Raw genomic sequence first — 21,276 nt, forward strand, 5'->3', positions numbered from 1 at the left:
CACTTGCCGGCGCAAATCCGGCCCCCAGAATGGGACACATGGCCCACCCGAACGAGCCGCTCGCGCGTACAGTAAAGGCAAGTAATCCATGGGCGGTTACAGATCGAGGAGGACACGACCATGAAAAAGAAGGCCTTTGCGATTCTCACCCTCTGCATCAGCCTCTTTGCCGCGGTTGCCCTGGTGGGTTGTGGCGGAAGCGGTGGCGCTACCGGCAGCAGCGGTGGCGGCGGCGCGGAAAAGCCAACCGTGGATATGAGGACCGACTTCATTTGGTTTAAGGTCGAGGTCCCCGAGGGCGTCGAGATTACCGACGTTGCCGGCGACACGGCCGACAGGGCCCAGTTTAAGTTCACCAAGAGCGAGCACGCCAGCGACCGCTTCATCCCCGTCTTCGACCCTGACAAGAACGCCGACGAGCTGTTTGACTACGAGGCCAAGTGGAAGACCGACTTTGAGTGGACCGAGAATGATCCCGTTAAGTACAACGGCAAGACCTGGCGCAACGCTTCCTACACGCACACGGGCGGCGTGACGACCGAGTACTTCACCGACGTTGACGGCGGCAGCGTGTACGTGCGCATCGACAATGTCGAAGAGCACAAGGACGCCGTCGAGACCATGATGAAGTCCCTGGAGTTTGCCGATGATATCGCCAAGGCCAAGACCGAGGCCATGGACGTCAAGCTCGACGATATCGAGATCAAGCGCTAAGCGACTCGCGAGCGTAACGGGAAACACGAGCGCAGTGCAAACGAGCGACGGTGCCCCAGCGTTTCGTACTAAGGGAGGATCGGCTCGCCGGCCCTCCCTTTCTTATGCCGATAGCCGGCGAACGCGAGGGTGCCGGACGGCAAAACCACCCCCAGCGCGGTAGCAACACAAATAGACAAGCGCCCCAACGCGTCCGCCCGCCGATTAATAGCACCGCGCAGACAATTAAGCCAACACGTTTAGACATCCAGGCAGTATAGTGACCAAAACGAGCGCATAACCGCACCCCGCGAATGGAGGAGTTATGACCGAACACCACGCCATCAGTCGTCGAGCATTTACGCTGGGCCTAGGACTCGCAGCATTGTCGCCATTTGCAAGCCTGCCCGAAACCGCGGCGCTGGGCCTTCCCGTGCGCGCGGCATTTGCAGAAGACACGCCCACACCGGCGGCCACCCTCGACAAGTTCGTCATTCGCCTTCGCCCCGCGGGCTATTTTCGCACCGCGAGCGTCAACCAAGACGGCAACGTTCGCGGCAACGTCTGCCACCTGTTTAATGACGGCACGTCCAGCAAACTCATCCTTGAACACGTAGTGACCGATGCAGATAATACAAATTGGTATGCCATCCGCACCTTACTCAATTTCGAAGAGCATAAAAAGACGGGCTACAGCATTTGGTCGGTCGACGGCGACTCGGACAAAGATGGAAAGGTCATCCACGTATGGAGTGGCGAGTATGACGACAAGCCCAGCCGCGCTTTTGCGTTTAAACGCCAGTCAAACGGAACCTATATCATCCGAGACCGCACGGTCGAGAAAGAAACCGAGAAAAAAGACATTAAGTACCTGGCAATAGAATCGGACGGCAAAGACCAGGACAACAATAAGATCTGCCATAAGAGTAAGAGCATTCCGTGGGAGCTCGAACTTATCGGTTACGATATGAAAAAGAACGATGCCACGGTTAGAAGTATCGACTGGACCACGTATAGCAGCTACGTCGACGGGCCCTGTTGGATGAAATACGTCGACAACAACAAGTTCCTCGACGAACTGAGCATCCCGGGCACGCACGATTCGGGCACCTGCAGCGTGGACAACGACACCGAGCCCCAATCCTCCCAAGCAAAATGCCAGCAGGATTACATCCCCACGCAGCTGCTCGAAGGCGTTCGCTATTTTGATATTCGACTTGGAAAGGGTGAAAACCCCGGCATCGACCACGGAGCTTGTTACCTGCTCAAAAAAGACGGGAACTTTATGCATCTCTCCGATGTCATCGGGTACTTCAATACGTTTTTGAGCGAAAACCCGACAGAAGCGCTCATCATGCTCGTGTCGCGGGGCAATGGCGAGGCTACCAACGAAAGCCTCACGACGGCCTTTGGCAAGGTTTTGGATGAGAACCCCGACCTGTTCTACACATCGAGTCGCATCCCCACGCTGGGCGAGGTGCGCGGAAAGATCGTCCTGCTGCGTCGGTTTGGGCTCGCCGGCAACAGCGTAAGCAGCCACACATGGGGCCTCGACCTCACCCAATGGGACGACAAAATCGCAGCACACACCGACAGCACCTCTATGTGTCTCGTTCGAGACGAGCGGGGCTTTGAAGCCGTGGGGAAAACGGGTGACGAAGAGCCCTATTGCACCAAGGTATACGCCCAGGACCATTACGAATGCACAGGAACCGACAAAATCGGCTGGGTCGATATGGCGCTGCAGGAGACAACCAAGCTCGCCCGTATCATGGTGGACGTCGAGGACAATGACGGGGCCAAGGTAAAGGTCCTGGAGCACAGCTGGTGTATCAACTACACCAGCTGCACGAACTACAAGCAAGGAAGCAATCCTTTTACCGCAGCACGAGTGGTCAACGAGCATCTATACAAGAGCCAGTATATAAACAGCACCGGAAATGAGAGCACAAAGGAGGACTGCCTCAAGCACATTGGCATCATTGCGTCCGACTTTGTTGATGCGGCACTGGCCCGAAGCATCTACCAGCGCAATTACGATGCGAAGCACAAGCAGACCGTTTCGTACTACCTCCCGACCCGTATGCGCATGACATACGGCGACTCGTTGAGCGATGCCTCGCTCCAGGATGGAAAGACCGTTGGCGAGGGTCGTTTCCGCCTTGTCGACAGCAGTAACGTACTCAGCGTGGCGGCTTCGGGCAACACGTTTGCTATCGAATACGTGGATGTCGACGCCCTGGGCAACGAGACCGTTACGGAACTGCAGGGTTCCGTGCCCATCGATATCGACCCGCGCGCACTGACGCCCCACTTTGAAGGGCTCGAGGGCCTTAAGGCCGGCGAGGACGTGCGCGCAAAGATCGCGGCGCCGCTCGAGGGCAAGCTCGAAGGCGATGCCTGCACCGCCCAGCTCGAGTTTATGCACGATGCAAACGGTGTGCCGGGCACGGCAATGGCCGAAGGCGAGGCATTTACCGCAGGGACGTACTGGGTGCGCGCGAAAGGCCTTTTGGGCGACGCGGCGCAGAACTACGAGCTTGCCACCGACGGAGCCGCAAGCTTTACTGTGGCGGCTTCGGGCGACGCGGGCGGTGCAGGCAACACCGGCACCGGCACCAACGCGGGCAGCGCCGACAAGAACGGCAAGGGCAACAAGAGCAAGGGATCGGGCGGAAAACTCGCCGGCACGGGCGACGGCTCTGGCATTGCCGCCGGGCTCGCTGCCGCCGCCGTGGCGACAACGGTCGCCGGCGCGGCAATGCTTGCCAACGATCGCGAAGACAGCGAAGGCGCTAGCGAATAGGCAAGCCGGCTTTCAGACGCATCGGCTCAATCAGGGGCGCAGAATACCGTTCTGCGCCCCTATTTTTGACATGAAGGAGTAGCAAAGTGTTGTTATCCATGCGTGTCACTCCCGCGGGGTTCGCTAAAACTGCCTCTATGGCCACATTTTAGTCACCGCAAGGCTCCGATGCGAAGGTGCCAGACAGCACAGCAATTCGTGTCCGCGCGAGACTTTAAACTAAATGCGACAAAGATGCATTCCACAAGAGGAGAGTGGGGCGACAGTGATGGGCGAACTGGTAAACCGTGGAGAATCGGCAATCGTGCCAGAAGTTTTTTACAAGCAGGTTTCCTCGATTCTCAACGCCGCTCGCGACAAGGCCTATACCGCCGTTAACTTTGCGATGGTTGAGGCGTATTGGGAGATCGGCAAGAGCATTGTTGACGAGCAGGGCGGAGAGGAGCGCGCAGCATATGGAGAGGCATTGATTGCAGGCCTCTCCAGAAGGCTTACCGCGGATTTCGGAAGAGGCTTTGGCATCGCAAACCTTCGCAATATGCGTCAGCTCTTTCTTGCGTTTCCAATTCGCGACGCACTGCGTAGCGAATTGAGCTGGACTCATTACCGCAGGTTGATGCGCATTCCCGACCCTGATGCTCGCGCCTGGTACATGAACGAATGCGCCGATTCTCGTTGGAGCACGGTCAGCTCGAGCGCCAGATCAACACCATGTTCCGCGAGCGCCTGCTTGTCAGCAAGGACAAGGAGGCCGTCACCCAGGAAATCCAAAAGAGCGCCCCGGCTCGTCGCCCCGAGGATATCATCCGCGACCCATATGTACTGGAGTTTTTAGGTTTCTCGGACGATACTGCGTTTCGCGAGAGCGATCTAGAGCAGGCGCTCATCACGCATCTTCAGAAGTTCCTGCTGGAGCTTGGCCGTGGTTTCGCTTTCGAGGCGCGCCAAAAGCGCATCACCTTTGATGGGCGCCATTTCTATATTGACCTTGTGTTTTACAACTATCTGATGCGCTGCTTCGTGCTCATCGACCTTAAGACCGATGACCTTACGCATCAGGACCTGGGCCAGATGCAAATGTATGTGAACTACTACATGCGCGAGCTCATGAACGAAGGCGACAATCCGCCCATAGGCATCGTGCTCTGCGCGGACAAAAGCAATTCGATCGTCGAGTACACGCTGCCCGAAGACAACGACCAGGTGTTTGCCGCCAAATACCTGCCGTATCTTCCAAGCAAGGAAGAGCTGGCGCGCGAGCTGAGTGCCGAGTACCGCGCCATCAACGAAGCGACTAATGGCGAAGCGCAAGGGTAGCGGCACGTTGCGACCGATACCCCCGACGGCGCTCCACATCACCCGGGATAAGAGGAGCTTTCCATGACAGACAGACCGAAAACAACACTGCGCGACTGCATCTATGGGCTTGCCGTCGGTGACGCGCTGGGCGTTCCCTACGAGTTCAGGCCCCGCGGTACGTTCGAATGCGCGGACATGATCAGCTACGGCACGCATGGGCAACCCGCCGGCACCTGGAGCGACGACACATCTATGACGCTTGCTACCTGCGACTCGATTAGGGAGCTCGGGCACATCGACACCGCGGACATGCGCGACAAGTTCGTAAGCTGGATTGCCCGTGGCGAGTATACGATCGACGGCGTTTTCGATTACGGCGGTACGACCGCCCGCGCCCTGCGCACCGGCAAAGGAGGCTCCGGCGAGCGCGACAACGGCAACGGATCGCTCATGCGCATCGCTCCCCTGGCGTTCACCGATGCGACAGACGAAGAGGTCAGCAAGGTCTCCGCGATTACGCACGCCCACAGAACGTCGACCGACGCATGCATCATATTTGTCGAGCTGATGAGGGATGTGATGAACGACGTGCTCCCCTCGTGGGCGCTCCATCTGAAAGGCGTGCCTGAGCAGGAGATCAGGTCGGGTGGCTTCGTGCGCGACACGCTTAAGGCAGCCACCTGGTGTTTCGTCAACACTAACAGCTACGAAGATTGCGTGCTTGCCGCCGTCAACCTAGGCGACGACACCGACACCACCGCAGCCGTCGCCGGCGCCCTCGCCGGCACGGCATACGGTCTCAAAGCCATCCCACAGGAGTGGATCGACACTCTGCGCGGCAAAGAGCTGATTGAGAGCTGCCTGTTTTAAGGCGCCATTCAAGAAATAAGGCAGGAGGCATCATGGAGAGGAAGATCGCAAATATAGACGAGTTCCAAGTGGACGAAAACGGGATTCCGCTATTTCCAGTAGGACTGAAGGAGGAAGCCAGCCTCTATGTCCTCCCCGACGGGCGTTACCTCCCCTGCGGGGTCTACAGGACCGCGGACGGCGGTTCGATCATTTATGAGCCATCCGAACTAAGCTTCTTCGGGCAGATGCTTGCTCAATTCAAAGAGAACTAGAGGCTTGATTGCCCGTTAGATCGACACTGCTCCAAGCCATGGGGCGGGTAGGATGTCTCCCGCCGCGGCCTGTGAGGTAGAATTACGACTGCCGCGGAATCCGCCTGCGGGCAACGCTCCGATCTCCGATTGGGGTGAAGCCTATGAACTTGTTTCTTGAAATCCTGCGCCTCTCGATGTATGTAACCGGCATCGTCCGGAACCTCTACTCGATCTGGCGGGAATATAAGCAGTAACGGATAGCGAAGGGAGTCATGCAAAGGGCCGGTCGCACCCGGCCCTTTAGACGATAGTACCTGCGTTGCCCGCGCTTCCAAAGTTGACCGACTGAGGAGCGGGTTCCGCGGCACATCCTGATTTTACCCAGTGGCAAGGCTCTTTTACAGCCGTTCCACCGTTTATTTACATCCGCCAATCAAGACGAGGCTACTACGCACCTTTATTACACACGATGTTTTCAGCCTGGTATAAACAAGTTCAATAATAGAATGCAAATCCAACCATCGTGTCTGATTACGAAAGGATTTTTGCCTTTTCTGCAGCAAACTCTTCCTCGGTAAGTACTCCACTCTCACGCAGTGCTGCAAGCCTCTCAAGCCTTGCAACTACATCAACCACTATCCGCCAGCGTCTCAATAGTCTGTGAAACCTGCGGATACCGCTCAAGCTCCTTCGATAGGGCATCGACTATCTCGGCAATATTCTTTGCATTTTTGCCCCCGTTTAATACGTTTGCCCTGACCTTAGATGACGACTTGACAGTAACGCCAGATCCGCCTTCAACTGGAACAACCGAAATACCGATATTTTCGCCCCAAGACCAAAGGCTCATACCAATCTCGGCTGCAACTGTTCTTGTTGTGGGCGATGCACTATCAACTTTTACTTTAGGCAGCTTTTCCATAGCTGCCTTCAAGGCATTAAACGTGTCGTCAGGAGAATACGGTACCTGAAGCTGAAGCTGCTGATCCGCAAAACCCATAATCTGGCCTCCGCTTCTTACAAGATTAAGGCTATCGGCAATGGTAGCACGTTCCCAGCAGTCTTAAATTCGTCTCATGACCTTGCGATGCAGCCCGACGCCCCGGCTCCGCTTCCCTACTTCCCAAAGATCGCAGCGAACAATCCCTTGCGCTTGGGTTTTTCTTCTCGGTAGGAACCCTCGGCAGCCGCTGCCACCTGACGTGGCTGCTCGTCGCCTCCACGGCGTACGATCTGGTATAGAAACGGCGATTTAACGTATTTGACCTCGACGGGCGTGGCGTGAACGGTGCTTTCGCCGGACAGATGCAGGCTCGGATTGAGCGGCGCCACAATATGCGTCTCGCGCTTGTCGCTAAACACCACCGCCGCCGCACGGCCCGTCTGGCCGTTCACGGCAATGCGCACCTGCTCGCCATTACGTCCATCCGACGCGGGACGATCGACAAAGTAGACCGGCACCATAACCAGGCCGTCCTTGTGCTTGCGGGCCTTGCGCGCCCAGGTGCGGATGCTCTTTTTATTGAGCCCCAGGAAAGTCTCGGCATCGTTGCCAACAATGTCGAGCGCCAGCTTGTCAATGACCACCTGGTCCTTGGTGGACGCATCGACGGAGACAACGCGGAAGTCGCCTTCCTGCATGGCCGGGTCGAACGACCCAACCTTGGCAAAGTCCCATGGCTCCAGAATGCCCATAAGGCGAACGTCCAGGTAGTTTGCCCTGGGATATGCCCAGTCGAGCACCTCGTAGTACACCAGGGTCTCCTTGCTCAGGCCCTTGCCCGGGAAGGACGCCATCATGCGCAGGTCCGCGAGCGCCATGGGGAAGTAGAAGAGCATCATGTCGTTTTGAATCGCGTCTTCCACATCGTGACCGGCAAAGGCGTCTGGATATCGGCGCACCAGCTCAAGCGCATTGGCGCGCGCCTGCTGCGGCGTTATCTCGCAGGGAATACCCTGCTCGGGCACATATTTCGCACCAACGCCCATGGTCAGGCGCTTGCTAAACGTCCCCGGCTTGAGCAGGTCGGCGACACCGATCTTATTGCCGCAGGACGGGCACTCAAATACGCGCTGGGTCGACTCGCCCTCAAAGGACGCTCCGCAGAAGGGACAGGGGATGCTCACGTGCGTGGCCTCTTGGAACTCCTGGGCCGTGCCGCGATCTTCCCACAGCAGATGCTCCAGAACCGACTGATTGCGCCAGTGCTCATTAAAGAAATACCAGTCGGGGTCCACCGGGCGCTCGAGCTGCGACACATGCGTGAGCTTAAGCAGCCCATCGACAACCGTCAGTGGCGTATGGCGAATGCCCAGGGCGCTCTTGGGCTCCCCCGCATCGGCCTGCCACGGAACGACCGTGCCGCAATAGGCGCACTCAAAGCTGCGTTTAGCCTGGTGTGAGTACATAGGGCCGCCGCAGTTTTGGCATTTAATGGCAAACATCTCGTCCATGAATACGTCCTCCTTTGCACTGGGGCTGTCGACATTAAGTATGTCGGGCAGGTAAGCACGTGCCCATACCCATGTGGCCCAAAATCGAGCACCCAGGCAGACGAGAAGGCTCGCTCGTTAGCACCGGCAGACTATTGCTGCATTTTCTGAGCATCGATGCACGGCGCCCCCGCGCGAGCTACACTATCCCCTTAAACATGATTGTGAGGACGACCGCTATGCTATTTGTAAATCGGCTGGTACATACGCTTGTTCCCGGCAGCGAGGGCGAGCCGGTCGATACCTCCCGCCGCACCAACGCGGGCTTCGCCGCAAGCCTCATCTGCATTGGCCTCAACATCACCTTGTGCCTGGCCAAGGGCATCGCGGGCCTGCTCGCTGGCTCCGTCTCCCTCATCGCCGACGCTTTCAACAACCTCTCCGATGCCTCGAGCAACATCGTGAGCCTGCTCGGGTTCCGCCTCGCCAGCCGCCCGGCAGACGAAGGCCACCCCTATGGCCACGGCCGCTACGAGTACCTCGCCGGCTTGTTTGTCGCCGTCCTGGTTTGCGCCGTCGGCATCAACCTGATCCTCGAGTCGGTCACCAAGATCATCAAGCCTTCCCCCACCGCTTACACGCTCGTTTCCCTTGCGGCACTGGCTACATCCATGCTCGTTAAGCTCTGGATGGCCGCATTCAACCGCGCGCTGGGCAACCGTATCGATTCCGAAACACTCATTGCCACAGCACAGGACTCCAAAAACGACGTCATCACCTCGGGCTCGGTCTTGGTGGCGGCGCTTATTTCGCAAACGACCGGCTTTGACCTCGACGGCTGGGCAGGCCTGGGCGTGGGCATCTTCATCTGCATCAGCGGCATGGGCCTGGTGCGCGACGCCATCAGCCCACTGCTGGGACAGGCGCCCGACCCCAAGCTCGTCCAGGCAATCCGCGACAAGATCATGTCCTATCCGCAGGTCCTAGGCACACACGACCTCATGGTGCACGACTACGGCCCCGGCCGCCAGTTTGCCAGCGCCCACGTGGAAATGCCCGGCGAAGGCGATGCCTTTGAGCACCACGAGATTCTGGACACCATCGAACACGACATCAAACATCAGATGGGCATCGACATCACGCTGCACTGCGACCCCATTGCAACAACCGGTGACGACCTGCGCGGCTGGGTCAAGCGCGGCGTAGCGCAGATCGACCCCGCGCTATCCATCCACGACCTTCACGAACACGACGGCTTTGTGTCATTTGACCTGGTGCGTCCCGACGACTTTGACATATCCGACGAGGAGCTACTGGAGCTCGTCACGCGCATCGTGCACGAGCGCCGGCCCGATGCGTCATGCGTCGTCACGTTTGACTCGGGCTTCAGCTCGCCCGACCGTCCGGCCGAGCAGCTGTAGCCCCGCTCCGCTCGGCCGCTAGTTTCCCTGTGCGCCCAAAATGCCGTTTTGTAGGGCGTTCCAGGCATCTGTCGCCATGTCTCCCAAGTTCTGCGCGGTATCGCCCAGGTTTTGTGTCGTATCGCCCAGCTCTTGCGCCTTGTCTCCCAATTCCTGCGCCTTGTTGCTCAGGTCCTCCAGCATGTTGGAGCTCGAGCTGTCGGTGCCGCTTTGGCCGTCGGACGAGTTGCTCGAGCTGTTCTTATGCGTAAGTTGAATTTCAAGGGTACCGTTGTCGTTATAGTAGGCAGAAGTAACAACCCAGTTGGCATCGACGACGGGCGTTGAGCCATCATCAGTCAGGACCACGGCATTCGAAAGATCGGCGCCGCGCGACTTGAGGAGCTTTTTGGCGTTGGACCAGTACTGCCCCGGGATATCGCCCAGCTCTACTGCACCCGCCTGGGCGACCTCTGTCTGCTCGGCCGTCGTGCTGGTTGCAGCACCTCGCTTGTTGAGCATGCCCGACACGATGGCAAACACAACCGAGAGCGCAAAGAAGATCGCCAGCACAATGAGGATCTTCTTGATCACACTCGACGAACGCGACGGCGCCTCCTCCTCGTCCTCGCCATACTGCGGAATCGATTTGGGATACTCGCGATAAGGCTGGCGCGCATACGGATCGCGCGACTCATAACGAGGCTGGGTCTGTGCCGTACGCGGCATATACGTCGTCTGCTGAGGCTGCGGAATGGGATTTTCCGGCAGGTTGTTATAAGTGCCTGCCGCCGCATAGCCATACGGGTCCGGCGTCGCATTGCCATACGGGTCCTGCGGTGCATAATCAAACGGATCCCGCGGTGTATCGCCATAGCCCATAACTCGTGTGGGTTCGGCGGACGTCTGCGTCGTATCGGAAGCAGCGTAGCCGGGATTCGGCACGACGCGGGTCTCATCGGCGCCATTGCCCGTCCGCGGGGAGCCATATCCGCCCATCACGGTCGTCTTGTCCTGGTCCATGCAACGTTTCCTTTCCGTCGCCTGCAAGCATCAAGTTATCCATGCATTCTACCCGCGCAAAAGCCTATGATGGGCAAAGGCCGTCGGTATCTACAAGACAAGCGCGCCTAGAACCAAAAGCCCCGCTGTGCTGTGGGGCACGGCGGGGCGGACTAGCAGCTATGGACAGCAGGCTTAGAACAGGCCAGTGATGTTGCCGTCGTTGTCGACGTCAATGTTCTCGGCCGCGGGAACCTTGGGCAGGCCCGGCATAGTCAGGACGCTGCCGGTCAGCGCGACCACAAAGTGGGCACCGGCGGAAACCTTGAGCTCGCGCACGGTGATGCGGAAGCCCTCGGGAGCGCCCAGCGCCTTGGCATTGTCGCTAAAGCTGTACTGGGTCTTGGCGACGCACACCGGCAGGTTGCCAAAGCCGTTCTCGCGCAGCTCGGCGAGCTGGCGCTTGGCAGCCGGCGTAAAGTCGACGCCATCGGCGCGGTAAACCTTAGTGGCAACGGCCTCCAGAGCATCGGCAACATCGGCGCCGTCCTCGTAGGCAAACTTGAGCTCGCTCGGCTGCTCGATCAGACGCATGACCTCGTCGGCCAAATCGAGCGCGCCCTCGCCGCCCTTGGCCCAGACCTCGGAAAGCTTAACGTTAACGCCGAGCTTCTGGCACTCGGACTCGATGAGCGCAAGCTCTGCCTCGGTGTCCGTCGGGAAGCGGTTGATGGCGACCACGCAGGGCAGACCGTAGACGTTCTGGATGTTGTCGACGTGGCGCAGCAGGTTGGGCATGCCGGCCTTGAGGGCCTCGAGGTTCTCTTCGTTGAGATCGGCCTTGGCAACACCGCCGTTGTACTTAAGGGCGCGAGCGGTCGCGACGATCACGACAGCGTTGGGACGAACGCCCGTCATGCGGCACTTGATGTCGAGGAACTTCTCGGCACCCAGGTCGGCACCGAAGCCGGCCTCGGTAATGGCGACATCGCCAAAACGCATCGCCATACGCGTGGCCATGATGGAATTGCAGCCGTGGGCGATATTGGCGAAGGGACCGCCGTGGACAAACGCGGGCGTACCCTCGAGCGTCTGCACCAGGTTGGGCTTGAGTGCGTCCTTGAGCAGCGCAGCCATGGCGCCCTGAGCCTTGAGGTCGCGGGCGCGGACAGGCTCGCCGGCAAAGCTGTAGCCGACGACGATCTCGCCCAGACGCTCCTTGAGGTCGTTGATGCTCGTGGACAGGCACAAGATCGCCATGACCTCGGAGGCAACAGTGATATCGAAGCCGTCCTCGCGCGGCACGCCCTGGGCCTTGCCGCCAATGCCGTCAATAACGTGGCGCAGCTGGCGGTCGTTCATGTCGACGACGCGCTTCCAGGTGATGCGCTTAACATCGATGCCGAGCTGGTTGCCCTGCTGAATATGGTTGTCGAGCATGGCAGCCAGCAGGTTATTGGCGGCACCGATAGCATGGAAGTCACCGGTAAAGTGCAGGTTGATGTCTTCCATGGGGATGACCTGAGCCCAACCGCCACCGGCGGCACCGCCCTTTACGCCAAACACGGGGCCGAGCGAAGGCTCACGCAGGGCCACGGCGCTCTTGACGCCGCGACGGCGCAGGCCATCGGCCAGGCCGATGGTCGTGGTGGTCTTGCCCTCTCCTGCGGGCGTGGGATTGATAGCGGTCACGAGGACAAGCTTGGCCTGGTGATCAGTTGGCTCGTTGAGCAGGGAATAGTCGACCTTTGCCTTGTCAAAGCCGTACGGAATCAGATGCTTAACGTCGACGCCGGCGTTCTTGGCCACCTCGGTAATAGGCAGCGGCGTGACAGAACGTGCGATTTCGATGTCAGTAGGCATGGGCGGTCCTTTCGTTACCGAATGAGAAAAAGACCAATCCAGCATAGCACGCGCGCGCAATAGTAAAGCACCCGTAACCGACAAACGGCGATATGTTTACCCAATGTCCAGCGATAGCCTAACAGCCCGCCAAAACAAAGCGCCCTAAACGGTAGGTTCAATCCCCAAGTGTTCAAAGGTGCGCAAGGTTGCCTGACGGCCCTGGGGCGTGCGGATCATCAAGCCGCACTGCAGCAGATAGGGCTCATAGACATCCTCGAGCGTACCCGGGTCCTCGCCCACCGCGCTGGCAAGGGTCGTCAGGCCCACGGCACGGCCGGAGAACGTCTTGGCAAGCGTCTCCAAGATGCGAATGTCCATCCAGTCCAGGCCGAGCTCGTCGATCTCGAAGAACTCGAGCGCCTGACGGCAGATATCAAGCTCAATAGGACCGTTACCGCGCACCTGCGCATAGTCGCGCACACGCTTGAGCAGACGGTTGGCCAAGCGCGGCGTGCCACGCGAGCGCGAGCCGATCTCGAGTGCGCTGGGATGGTCGATCGTCACACCTAGGATGGTCGCCGAACGCGTCACGATCTGAGCGAGTTCCTCGACCGTGTAGTAGTCCAGGCGATACGAAATGCCAAAGCGGTCGCGCAGCGGGCCGGTCAGCATACCCGAGCGGGTCGTTGCCGCCACCAGCGTAAACTTGGGGATATCCAGGCGAATCGAACGTGCGGCCGGGCCTTTACCGATCACGATATCGAGCGCAAAGTCCTCCATAGCGGGATACAGAACTTCCTCAACCGAGCGGTTGAGGCGGTGGATCTCGTCGATAAACAGCACGTCACCCGGCTGCAGGTTGGTAAGGATGGCCGCCAGGTCACCGGTACGCGCAATAGCGGGGCCGCTCGTCGTCTTGATCTGAGCGCCCAGCTCGTTGGCGATAACCGTGGCCAGCGTGGTCTTGCCCAGGCCCGGAGGGCCCGAGAAAATCACGTGGTCGAGCGTCTCGCCACGGCTCTGCGCCGCCTCGATGAGCACGCGAAGGCTCTGCTTGATATGCTCCTGACCGCAGTAGTCATCCAAGCGCTGGGGACGCAGGGTACGGTCGACATCGAGGTCCTCGGGCGTCAGCTCCGAGCCCACCATGCGCTCGCCGTGCGCCATGGATGCCGCCGGCGAGTTGCCGGGCGTCGCCCACAGGTCCTGAGAGTCATCGGCTTCCCACATCACGCATCCATTCCAAGTCGCTTAAGCGCCGCGCCGAGCAGATCCTCGACACGCATATTCTGCCCATCATACCCGCTCAGGGCAACATCGGTCTCCTGCGGGCTAAAGCCCATGGAAAGGAGCGCCGCGCGGGCATCGTCGATGGCCGAGGGAGCGGCGGCGGGAACCGGCATCGCAACCTGACCGGGGATTACGTCGACCGGAACAAAGCCCTTGTCCTTGGCAAAGGTACTCTTGAGCTCCAGGATCAGACGCTGGGCGGTCTTTTTGCCCACACCGGGCACCTTGGCCATGCCCTTGTCGTCCTCGGCCATCACCAGGGAATACAGCTGTCCCACGGTATAGGTGGAAAGCACGGCAAGCGCCAGGCGCGGGCCAACACCCGACACGGACACGAGCCGGTCAAACATCGTGCGCTCGTCCTTGGAGGCAAAACCGAAGAGTGTCATGGCGTCCTCGCGCACCTGCATACGGGTATAGAGGCGAACCTCGCCGCCGGGCGTCGGCAGCGTGGCGGCAGTGCTGCCCGAGATGCCGAGCTCAAAGCCCACGCCCGATACATCGACAACGGCCGAGCTCATCGTGGCCTCGACAAGCGTTCCATGGAGCTGGGAGATCATCAGTATCCGGTTCCTCTCTGTTGATAGAACTCGCCGCCGGTAAGCGCCCGGGTGCGGCTGAGGTTAACGTGACAGATGGCGCAGGCCAGCGCATCGGCGGCATGGTCTGGGTGAGGGTCGTGATCGAGCTGCGTGAGCGTGCGCACCATGTAGGCAACCTGCCGTTTATCTGCGGCACCGGTGCCCACCACGGCCTGCTTGATCTGCATGGGCGTGTATTCGCCAATCTCGAGCGCGCATTCCGAAAGCGCCACGAGCGCAGCACCGCGGGCATGCGCCGTTGGAATGGCCGAGCGAACGTTAGCGCCAAAGTAGATGCTCTCGATAGCAGCGGTATCAGGTCGATAACGCTCCACGACACCCTTGAGGTCGCGGGCGATATGCGACAGGCGCACCGCGAGCGGGCTGCCCGCGCTGGTCTCGATACAACCGTAGGCACGGCAGCGAACCTCGCCACGCCGCTCCTCGATAATCCCCCAGCCCGTATGGGCCAAACCAGGGTCGATACCCAAGATAACCAAGCCGACCTCCCCTCGCCACAAGTACAGCACAAGGCAAGGCCCCGAGCATCATTCACGAACGTCTGTTCTAGAATAACACAACGGGACCAAGATGCTTAGTTGAAGTGTCGGGGTTGGAAGCGAATCCTATCCCATAGTTAGTTCTGCGAGAAAAAAGGAAACTGACGGGGATCCACCGGCGGATGCGGCATCGGTCCGCCCTGGGGTCCACCCTGCGGGCCACCCTGGCCGCCCATCATCTTATCGATGGCGTCCTGAACCTCGCCCTCGAACTTTTTCATGCCCTCGTGCAAACGACGCTGACCGTCCTCAGAGCGCAGCTCCTCCATCTGCTCGGGCGAAATACCCAGCAGCTCACCCAAAATGCCCATCATCTCACCGCGCATACGGTCACTCGTATCGTCGTCGGCAAAGCGACGCACCTCGGCGCGCGCCAGCGAATCAACCGTCATGCGCTCCTTGCCGTTGAGCCCCAGGTCGGACCACGCGAGCATGTACGGCCAGGCGCGCTCGACAAACGAACGGGCCGAGACGATCGGCGCCGTCGGCAGTATGCGGCGAGCGGCCTCTCCCTGGCGCACGAGCATCAGCAGCAGCGAGCAAGCCTCGGGCTTGCCGGTGGCCATCGGAATGTCGTCGAAGGGACGATTGCGGTCGACGTGTGACTCGAGCGCGCCATCAACCTCGCCCGGCTCGAGCCCACCGAGCAGCTGCGCCGCGCGATCGAGCATGTCGACCGGGCCATCGAGCGTCGAGAGCGCCCGCGCCAGCACGCGCTCCATGCAATCTTCCACCGCATTGAGCGTCACGAGCTCCTGCGGCACCACGGCAGACGTGCGGTTGCGCACGCGCGCCACAAACTCGAGCGTCGACAGGTACACATCGCCAAAAGGCGCGTAATCGCCCTGGTAGCCACCGCAAAGCGCCGGTGCCGCCAACGCATACTCGGTCTTGGAAAGCGGGCTCAGAGCCATCGCGCCCAGCTCGAGCGCCGTATCCTCCAGCATGAGGCCCAGCGTACGCGAGCGCAGGCGCTCGGCATCGCCCGCTGACACATCGCGGTCGAGTACGCGCGCCGTATCCGGCGCATCGCGCTCAACCGTGCGAATATGCAGGCGCTCGGCAATCGCGCGAACGGCGGCACAACGGGCGGCCTCAGCCTCTTCCTGCGCTGGCGTAAAGATGCGGTTGCGGTCCAACACCAGGCCGATCACGTTGCGCGAACCCAATGCATCGACAGCCAGCGCCGCAAGCAAAGACGACGGCAGATCGCCCTCGAGCGCCACCACGGCACGCGACGTGCCATGGGCACGGGCGTTATCGCGCACAGCGAGCACCAGCGCCTGCCACAACCACTCCTCGGAACGAAACTCGGGCAGCTCGTGGTCCTCCAGGGCATCGAGCATTACGCCGCGCTGAATCTCCTGAACCAGCAGGCTCTCTTCAAAACACGGCGCTTGGGCCACCACGCGCCCACAGTCGTCGAGTACAAACGACCCGCCGGTATACACCGACTCGTCATAGGCACCGACCGGCGCCATGCAGGCAAACCACACGCTGCGCTTGGATGCGATCTTGCGGTAGGCACCGCTGCGAACGGCGGCAATGGCGGCCGTCTCGCGGTCGGTCATATCAAACGCGTTGAACTGAAAATAGGCGATGAGGTCGACGCCGGTCGGCAGCATCTCGAGCTCGCGGTCCAAGTCGAAGATCACGGCGATACGCACGCCGTCCACGTCGAAGACCGGCGGCGCCCAACGGGCATCACCGTTCCCACCACGCTGCAGGGCAATGCTCGAACGGGCCGGCACCACATGGCCGTCCTTGAGCATCATGTAGTCGAGCAGGGGCTGGCCCTCAAACGAAACCGCCGCGGGCACGATGCAGATCATATCGAGTTCTTGGATACGCTCGGCGACAGCGGTCAGGCCTGTCAACATGTCGTGCTCAAAGTCGACAGTGCCCACCAGGCCCCCGGGCATGGCGCCCATAAAGAGCGGAGCCGGCACGCACAGCACGCGCGCCCCGCGCTCGTGGGCCAGACGAGCCTGGTCCTCGATGCGGCCGCAAATGCCCTCAATATCACCCAGGCGCATATCGATCTGTGCAAGCGCGAGCTTCATGGCTCAGCCCTTTCCGTCGTAAACCATCGAAATCGTAGTAAAAGCGCCGGCCGCATGATGCAGTCGGCGCTCGCATGTGCATATGCTAGCTATGATACCCCGAGCGGGGGCGCGCTCCTAGAACGTCGCGGACCACAGCCCGTGCAGGTTGCAGTAGGCATAGACGGTACCGGTCTTGGAACCGCCGGCAAAAAACGTCGCGGGCTTCATGCCGGGCTCAAGGTAATGGACCTCTAAGCGGCCCTCGGCCTCAAGGGCGATCCACTCAATATAGTGCTCGGGCAGGCTGGGGTGCTCGACCGAGCCAACGCGTGCGCGAATCACGTGACCGTCGCGCTCGGTCTCGACAACAGGCACGTGCTTCTCGTGCGCCGCGTCCTCAGTGTTTGCGGTCAGTTCCGTGCAACCGGCAGGGGTTGCAACGTCGTTGCCAAGGGCGGCAATGAGCTTACCGTCGGGGTCTTTAAAGAATTTCGCCATGATGTTCTCCTTTGCTGACGTGCCAATGTTCTTGATGGTTCTTATGCCCAAAGGCAGACAAACCATCCACGGCATTGCAAATGAACACATAACGGGCGGGGACGATGGGGCAGCGTGCGCTATCCGCCCTGGCGGCCCCACCCGAGCGGGTTAGCGCCCGTCGCCGCCCAGCAGCGCCAGAACATCTTCGCGGGTAAACAGCGCCGACGAGATGCCGTCGCCGCCGAGCACGCTGTTGACCAGGTCGCGCTTGGACTCCTGCATCTGCATAATGCGCTCCTCGATCGTGTCCTTGGCGATGAGCTTGTACACGGTCACGGTATGTTGCTGGCCAATACGGTGCGCGCGGTCGGTCGCCTGGTCCTGCGCTGCCACGTTCCACCACGGGTCGTAGTGGATGACCACGTCGGCCGCCGTCAGGTTAAGGCCCACGCCGCCCGCCTTGAGCGAAATCAAAAAGACCGGAACCTCGCCCGCTTGGAACTGCGCGACCATCTTGGCGCGGCTCTCCTTAGACGAAGCGCCCGTGAGCTTAAGGAAGGCGATGTCCTCCCTGGCCAAGCGCTTACCGATGATATCGAGCATACCCGTAAACTGGCTGAACAACAGGATGCGATGCCCGCCGTCGAGTGCGCCGTGCACGAGCTCCATACACGTATCGAGCTTGGCGCTCCCCGCCTTGTAATCCTCGTAGTGTAGACGCGGGTCGCAGCAGATCTGGCGCAGCTTGGTGAGCTCGGCGAGCACCTTGAGTTTGTCCTTCTTAAACTCCCCAGCCTCGCGGTGCTGCACCTGCTGGGCGATGCGGTCCTGGTTGGCCAGGTAGAGCTTGCGCTGCTCGCCGGTAAGCTGCGCCATGACGGTGTCTTCGATCTTCTCGGGCAGGTCGGCCACCACGTCTTCCTTAACACGGCGCAGCACAAACGGCGACACGAGCGCCTGCAGGCGAGCGGCGCTATCGCCCTCGGCATGCTCGACGGGGCTCTCAAAGCGCTTGGCAAACGACTCGCGCGTCCCCAAAAGGCCCGGCATCAAAAAGTCGAAGATGCTCCAGAGCTCGGACAGGCGGTTTTCGATGGGCGTGCCCGTCAGGGCAAAGCGCACGCCGGCAGGCAGGCGCTTGGCGGCGCGCGCCACCTGCGTGAGCGGATTTTTAATGTACTGTGCCTCATCGAGCACCACGCGGGCAAAATCCCGCTCGACGTACTCGTCGATATCGCGCCGCATAAGGTCATACGACGTCACGACCACGCTATGCTCGGCCACGCCGGCGATCTGCACGCGGCGTTGAGCCTTGGCGCCCACAATGGCGCACACATCGAGCGACGGGGCAAAGCGCTCCAGCTCGGCAGTCCAGTTGTACACGAGTGAGGCCGGGCATACCACGAGCGTGGGCTTGGTGTCCCCCGCCTCCACGCGCGCCAGAATATGCGCAATCATCTGGAGCGTTTTGCCCAGGCCCATGTCGTCGGCCAAGATGCCGCCAAGGCCCAGGTGTTCAAGCGAGCCGAGCCACTGGTATCCGTCGACCTGGTAGCCGCGCATCGTTGCCTTGAGCGATGCCGGCACCGTAAAGTCCATCTTGCCGAGCGTGTCCAGGCGCTCGACGGTACGGCGGAACGCAGCGTCGCGATCGGCCTCGAGCGCCGGCGTGCGTGCGAGCATGCTGTCGACGAACAGGGTGCTCGACGCGGGAAGCGACACGCCGTCGAGCAGGTCGACGGCATCGACACCCAGGTCCTCGGCAAGGCCAAACGCGGCGCGCGCTCCCTCGTCCAGGCGAATGATGTCGCCGGACGTAAGGCGCGCAAACGTTTGATGGCGCTTGTACGAATCGAGATAGACGGCAAGGTCCGCGGCCGAAAGCCCGCTCGCGCCCAGCTCGACATCGAGCAGATTGCTCTTAACGGTCGCACGAACCGAGAGCTTGGGCGCGGGGCGGACCGAGATCTGGCGCAGACGGTCGCTGAGCATGATCTCACCCAGTTCGGACAGGGCAGACAGGCCCTCGGTCAGCAGGCAGAACAAGCGGGCGTCATCGCGCTCCTCAAACGCCAGACCGCGCTCGTAGAAATCGAAGTACAGGGCCGCCGTATCCATAACGCGAAACTCCGCCACCTCGTCGCGGGGCGGCACACCGGGGCGCTGCTCTTCGAAGGGGCTGCCCGGAGCGCCCAGGCTAAAGAGATCCGCCGACCAATCGCCGTAGGTAACCGTAATTTTGCAGGTCACGAGCCCATCGTCGACACCGATCGCCATAGCAAAGCTCGGCTCGGGTGCCACGGTATCGAGCGCGGCGGGCGCGGTGAGGTCGGTGTAGTCGCGCAAAATGGGCAGCGCCATACGGCAGAACTCACCCACCTGCTCGGCGGCAATATGGGCGGGCGTGCGGCACGGCAGCAAGCGCGACAAAAAAGGTGCGGCATGCTGAGCAAATGCAGCGTCGGTACGGCGCGCGCGGCGCGTGTCAACCAAGTAGGCGGCATCGCCCGACGCAAAGCAGTACATATCGGCGGGCAGGCGCAGGTCATAGCTACCACCAGCCGCCGGCGCGATTTTGGCGGCAAGCAGCGGTGGGCGCTTAGCGGATGCCTCGTCCTCCCCTTGCGGAGACAGCTCAACCGCCACGTCGTAGGTGCGATGCGTCGTCATCCCCCGCGACCAGGCGGGCTCAAAGGAGATGGTCTGGCCGCGCAGCAGGTCCAGCACATATACGATGCTATGCTCGGACAGCGGCAACTGACGCTCGGCAACAAAACCACTGCGGGCAAAGTCGTACGACGCCGAACGCGAGCTTGTGATGTCATCGAGATAGGCAACTGTCGTCACAACAAGGTTGAGCAGCTTTGCCGATGTTTCGTCAAAGGCCTCAGGTGAATGGACAAACGTGAGCTTCTTGCCGTACGAGAAGGTGCCGCCTCGGACATAGGCGTCGGCCATGCCGTCGATATCCTTGACCACGTAGGACACCGAACCGCAGCGAATGCGGAACTCGAGCGCCCAGCTAAAGCGGTCGGCGAACAGCGGATTGTAGTACGGCACCAACGAGGGCTCCAACACTGCCTTGGGGGCATCGGGATCAACGGCACCGGCAAGCTTGCGGCGCATGCTAGCCAGCTCATCCATGCGCGCGTCCGAAAGATCGGAGAGCGCCGCCATGAGACTGGGGCTCGTGGGGACAGGCGCCGGAAAGGGAAAGTTGGGGTTGACGGCCGGCGCTTTGGGCGCGGTGCGCGCGGGCTGTTTCGGTTGCGCCGTAAACGTGCGAACCGGCGTGCGCAGCCCCTCAACAGGCTCAATGCCGCTCGCGTCCAGATACGCGAGCGCCGTGGCAATGGCGTGCTTGCACATACCGGGGTAACGATAGGCAGCGGGGCAATCGCAGTCGTAGTCGATCACCTCGTGCTCGTCCATATCGAGCGCCACGTGCGTCTTGTACAGGTCGCCGCGCGAGCCGCGCACCGAGCCCTCAACCGTCACGTTTTTGGAGAAGCGCGAGCCGCTGTCCTCAATCGACAGCACGGCACCGTTGAGCATGAGCGAGCGGCCCTTCATAAAGGTGCCGCTCAGCGCCGCCTCTTTCCGGAGCGCCTGCACGAACGTCCCCTGCGCCATCACTTCCTCCAATCTCGCGCGCCAAATGATTTTTCTGGGACGGGGATGAAAAAATCATTCCCGTCCCAGAAAAACTGGTCTTCCGCCACACGTCATCCAAAAT

At 60.6% G+C, this 21,276-nt stretch carries 17 protein-coding genes and 1 pseudogene; 7 read left to right on the forward strand and 11 right to left on the reverse strand.

The window, feature by feature from the left end:
* Positions 1-120 precede the first annotated feature (120 nt).
* From DXB86_RS01740 to DXB86_RS01760, 6 genes and pseudogenes are all read left to right on the forward strand, one after another.
* Positions 121-714, forward strand: coding sequence for a hypothetical protein (locus tag DXB86_RS01740; RefSeq protein WP_117735939.1), 594 nt, complete (start codon positions 121-123; stop codon positions 712-714).
* A 304-nt stretch (positions 715-1,018) separates the two neighbouring features.
* Entirely contained in the window at positions 1,019-3,499 is a 2,481-nt protein-coding gene (locus DXB86_RS01745) for a phosphatidylinositol-specific phospholipase C (protein WP_117735940.1), read from the forward strand.
* Between the two features lie 385 nt (positions 3,500-3,884).
* Positions 3,885-4,124: pseudogene (locus DXB86_RS10170) on the forward strand (DUF1016 N-terminal domain-containing protein); the annotation flags it as partial.
* Positions 4,125-4,159: 35 nt separating this feature from the next.
* The gene (locus tag DXB86_RS10085; protein WP_233504112.1) at positions 4,160-4,816 is read left to right on the forward strand and encodes a YhcG family protein; all 657 of its coding nucleotides are present in this window, start codon (positions 4,160-4,162) and stop codon (positions 4,814-4,816) included.
* A gap of 63 nt (positions 4,817-4,879) precedes the next feature.
* Complete coding sequence (locus tag DXB86_RS01755) at positions 4,880-5,668, forward strand: ADP-ribosylglycohydrolase family protein (RefSeq protein WP_117735941.1); 789 nt, start codon at positions 4,880-4,882, stop codon at positions 5,666-5,668.
* A gap of 32 nt (positions 5,669-5,700) precedes the next feature.
* Positions 5,701-5,922 carry a hypothetical protein gene (locus DXB86_RS01760; RefSeq protein WP_055250924.1) on the forward strand — a complete coding sequence of 74 codons (222 nt, stop codon included), beginning with the start codon at positions 5,701-5,703 and terminating at the stop codon, positions 5,920-5,922.
* A gap of 513 nt (positions 5,923-6,435) precedes the next feature.
* Here the strand turns inward: DXB86_RS01760 and DXB86_RS10175 are convergent.
* From DXB86_RS10175 to DXB86_RS10035, 3 genes are all read right to left on the reverse strand, one after another.
* Positions 6,436-6,606, reverse strand: a complete 171-nt coding sequence (locus DXB86_RS10175; RefSeq protein WP_117735942.1) for an SHOCT domain-containing protein — start codon at positions 6,604-6,606, stop codon at positions 6,436-6,438.
* Positions 6,533-6,904 (reverse strand): DUF1499 domain-containing protein, encoded by a 372-nt coding sequence (locus tag DXB86_RS10030; protein WP_147330810.1) that lies wholly within the window; start codon positions 6,902-6,904, stop codon positions 6,533-6,535. Before DXB86_RS10030 ends, DXB86_RS10175 begins: the two co-directional genes overlap by 74 nt.
* Before the next feature lie 116 nt (positions 6,905-7,020).
* A complete protein-coding gene (locus DXB86_RS10035; RefSeq protein ID WP_199410965.1) occupies positions 7,021-8,358 on the reverse strand; it encodes a hypothetical protein in 1,338 nt (445 codons plus the stop codon).
* A gap of 218 nt (positions 8,359-8,576) precedes the next feature.
* Here DXB86_RS10035 and DXB86_RS01775 point away from each other — a divergent pair, with 218 nt between their 5' ends.
* A complete protein-coding gene (locus DXB86_RS01775) occupies positions 8,577-9,758 on the forward strand; it encodes a cation diffusion facilitator family transporter (RefSeq protein WP_117735943.1) in 1,182 nt (393 codons plus the stop codon).
* 18 nt (positions 9,759-9,776) lie between these two features.
* On the opposite strand, the gene DXB86_RS01780 is transcribed toward DXB86_RS01775, so the two are convergent.
* The 8 genes from DXB86_RS01780 to DXB86_RS01815 all read right to left on the reverse strand — a co-directional run bounded on the left by DXB86_RS01780 (position 9,777) and on the right by DXB86_RS01815 (position 21,173).
* On the reverse strand, positions 9,777-10,760 hold the full coding sequence (locus tag DXB86_RS01780) for a hypothetical protein (RefSeq protein ID WP_117735944.1): 984 nt from the start codon (positions 10,758-10,760) through the stop codon (positions 9,777-9,779).
* Between the two features lie 174 nt (positions 10,761-10,934).
* Positions 10,935-12,602, reverse strand: coding sequence for a formate--tetrahydrofolate ligase (locus tag DXB86_RS01785; RefSeq protein ID WP_117735945.1), 1,668 nt, complete (start codon positions 12,600-12,602; stop codon positions 10,935-10,937).
* Between the two features lie 144 nt (positions 12,603-12,746).
* Positions 12,747-13,814 (reverse strand): Holliday junction branch migration DNA helicase RuvB, encoded by a 1,068-nt coding sequence (ruvB, locus tag DXB86_RS01790; protein WP_117735946.1) that lies wholly within the window; start codon positions 13,812-13,814, stop codon positions 12,747-12,749.
* A complete protein-coding gene (ruvA, locus tag DXB86_RS01795; RefSeq protein WP_117735947.1) occupies positions 13,814-14,434 on the reverse strand; it encodes a Holliday junction branch migration protein RuvA in 621 nt (206 codons plus the stop codon). Before ruvA ends, ruvB begins: the two co-directional genes overlap by 1 nt.
* Entirely contained in the window at positions 14,434-14,955 is a 522-nt protein-coding gene (gene ruvC, locus DXB86_RS01800) for a crossover junction endodeoxyribonuclease RuvC (RefSeq protein WP_035137351.1), read from the reverse strand. The genes ruvA and ruvC overlap by 1 nt, the downstream gene beginning before the upstream one ends.
* A 137-nt stretch (positions 14,956-15,092) precedes the next feature.
* A complete protein-coding gene (locus DXB86_RS01805; RefSeq protein ID WP_117735948.1) occupies positions 15,093-17,078 on the reverse strand; it encodes a hypothetical protein in 1,986 nt (661 codons plus the stop codon).
* A 117-nt stretch (positions 17,079-17,195) separates the two neighbouring features.
* A complete protein-coding gene (locus tag DXB86_RS01810) occupies positions 17,196-17,558 on the reverse strand; it encodes a desulfoferrodoxin family protein (protein WP_089572163.1) in 363 nt (120 codons plus the stop codon).
* Positions 17,559-17,708: 150 nt separating this feature from the next.
* Complete coding sequence (locus tag DXB86_RS01815) at positions 17,709-21,173, reverse strand: SNF2-related protein (RefSeq protein WP_117735949.1); 3,465 nt, start codon at positions 21,171-21,173, stop codon at positions 17,709-17,711.
* Positions 21,174-21,276: the final 103 nt, after the last annotated feature.

The sequence above is a fragment of the Collinsella sp. OM06-18AC genome (assembly GCF_003438785.1).
Lineage (GTDB): Bacteria > Actinomycetota > Coriobacteriia > Coriobacteriales > Coriobacteriaceae > Collinsella.

Coding starts and splice junctions, on each gene's coding strand:
- DXB86_RS01740 (WP_117735939.1), top strand. CDS start 121: ATGAAAAAGAAGGCCTTTGCGATTCTCACCCTCTGCATCAGCCTCTTT.
- DXB86_RS01745 (WP_117735940.1), top strand. CDS start 1,019: ATGACCGAACACCACGCCATCAGTCGTCGAGCATTTACGCTGGGCCTA.
- DXB86_RS10085 (WP_233504112.1), top strand. CDS start 4,160: ATGCGCCGATTCTCGTTGGAGCACGGTCAGCTCGAGCGCCAGATCAAC.
- DXB86_RS01755 (WP_117735941.1), top strand. CDS start 4,880: ATGACAGACAGACCGAAAACAACACTGCGCGACTGCATCTATGGGCTT.
- DXB86_RS01760 (WP_055250924.1), top strand. CDS start 5,701: ATGGAGAGGAAGATCGCAAATATAGACGAGTTCCAAGTGGACGAAAAC.
- DXB86_RS10175 (WP_117735942.1), bottom strand. CDS start 6,606: ATGCCCTATCGAAGGAGCTTGAGCGGTATCCGCAGGTTTCACAGACTA.
- DXB86_RS10030 (WP_147330810.1), bottom strand. CDS start 6,904: ATGGGTTTTGCGGATCAGCAGCTTCAGCTTCAGGTACCGTATTCTCCT.
- DXB86_RS10035 (WP_199410965.1), bottom strand. CDS start 8,358: ATGGACGAGATGTTTGCCATTAAATGCCAAAACTGCGGCGGCCCTATG.
- DXB86_RS01775 (WP_117735943.1), top strand. CDS start 8,577: ATGCTATTTGTAAATCGGCTGGTACATACGCTTGTTCCCGGCAGCGAG.
- DXB86_RS01780 (WP_117735944.1), bottom strand. CDS start 10,760: ATGGACCAGGACAAGACGACCGTGATGGGCGGATATGGCTCCCCGCGG.
- DXB86_RS01785 (WP_117735945.1), bottom strand. CDS start 12,602: ATGCCTACTGACATCGAAATCGCACGTTCTGTCACGCCGCTGCCTATT.
- ruvB (WP_117735946.1), bottom strand. CDS start 13,814: ATGTGGGAAGCCGATGACTCTCAGGACCTGTGGGCGACGCCCGGCAAC.
- ruvA (WP_117735947.1), bottom strand. CDS start 14,434: ATGATCTCCCAGCTCCATGGAACGCTTGTCGAGGCCACGATGAGCTCG.
- DXB86_RS01805 (WP_117735948.1), bottom strand. CDS start 17,078: ATGAAGCTCGCGCTTGCACAGATCGATATGCGCCTGGGTGATATTGAG.
- DXB86_RS01810 (WP_089572163.1), bottom strand. CDS start 17,558: ATGGCGAAATTCTTTAAAGACCCCGACGGTAAGCTCATTGCCGCCCTT.
- DXB86_RS01815 (WP_117735949.1), bottom strand. CDS start 21,173: ATGGCGCAGGGGACGTTCGTGCAGGCGCTCCGGAAAGAGGCGGCGCTG.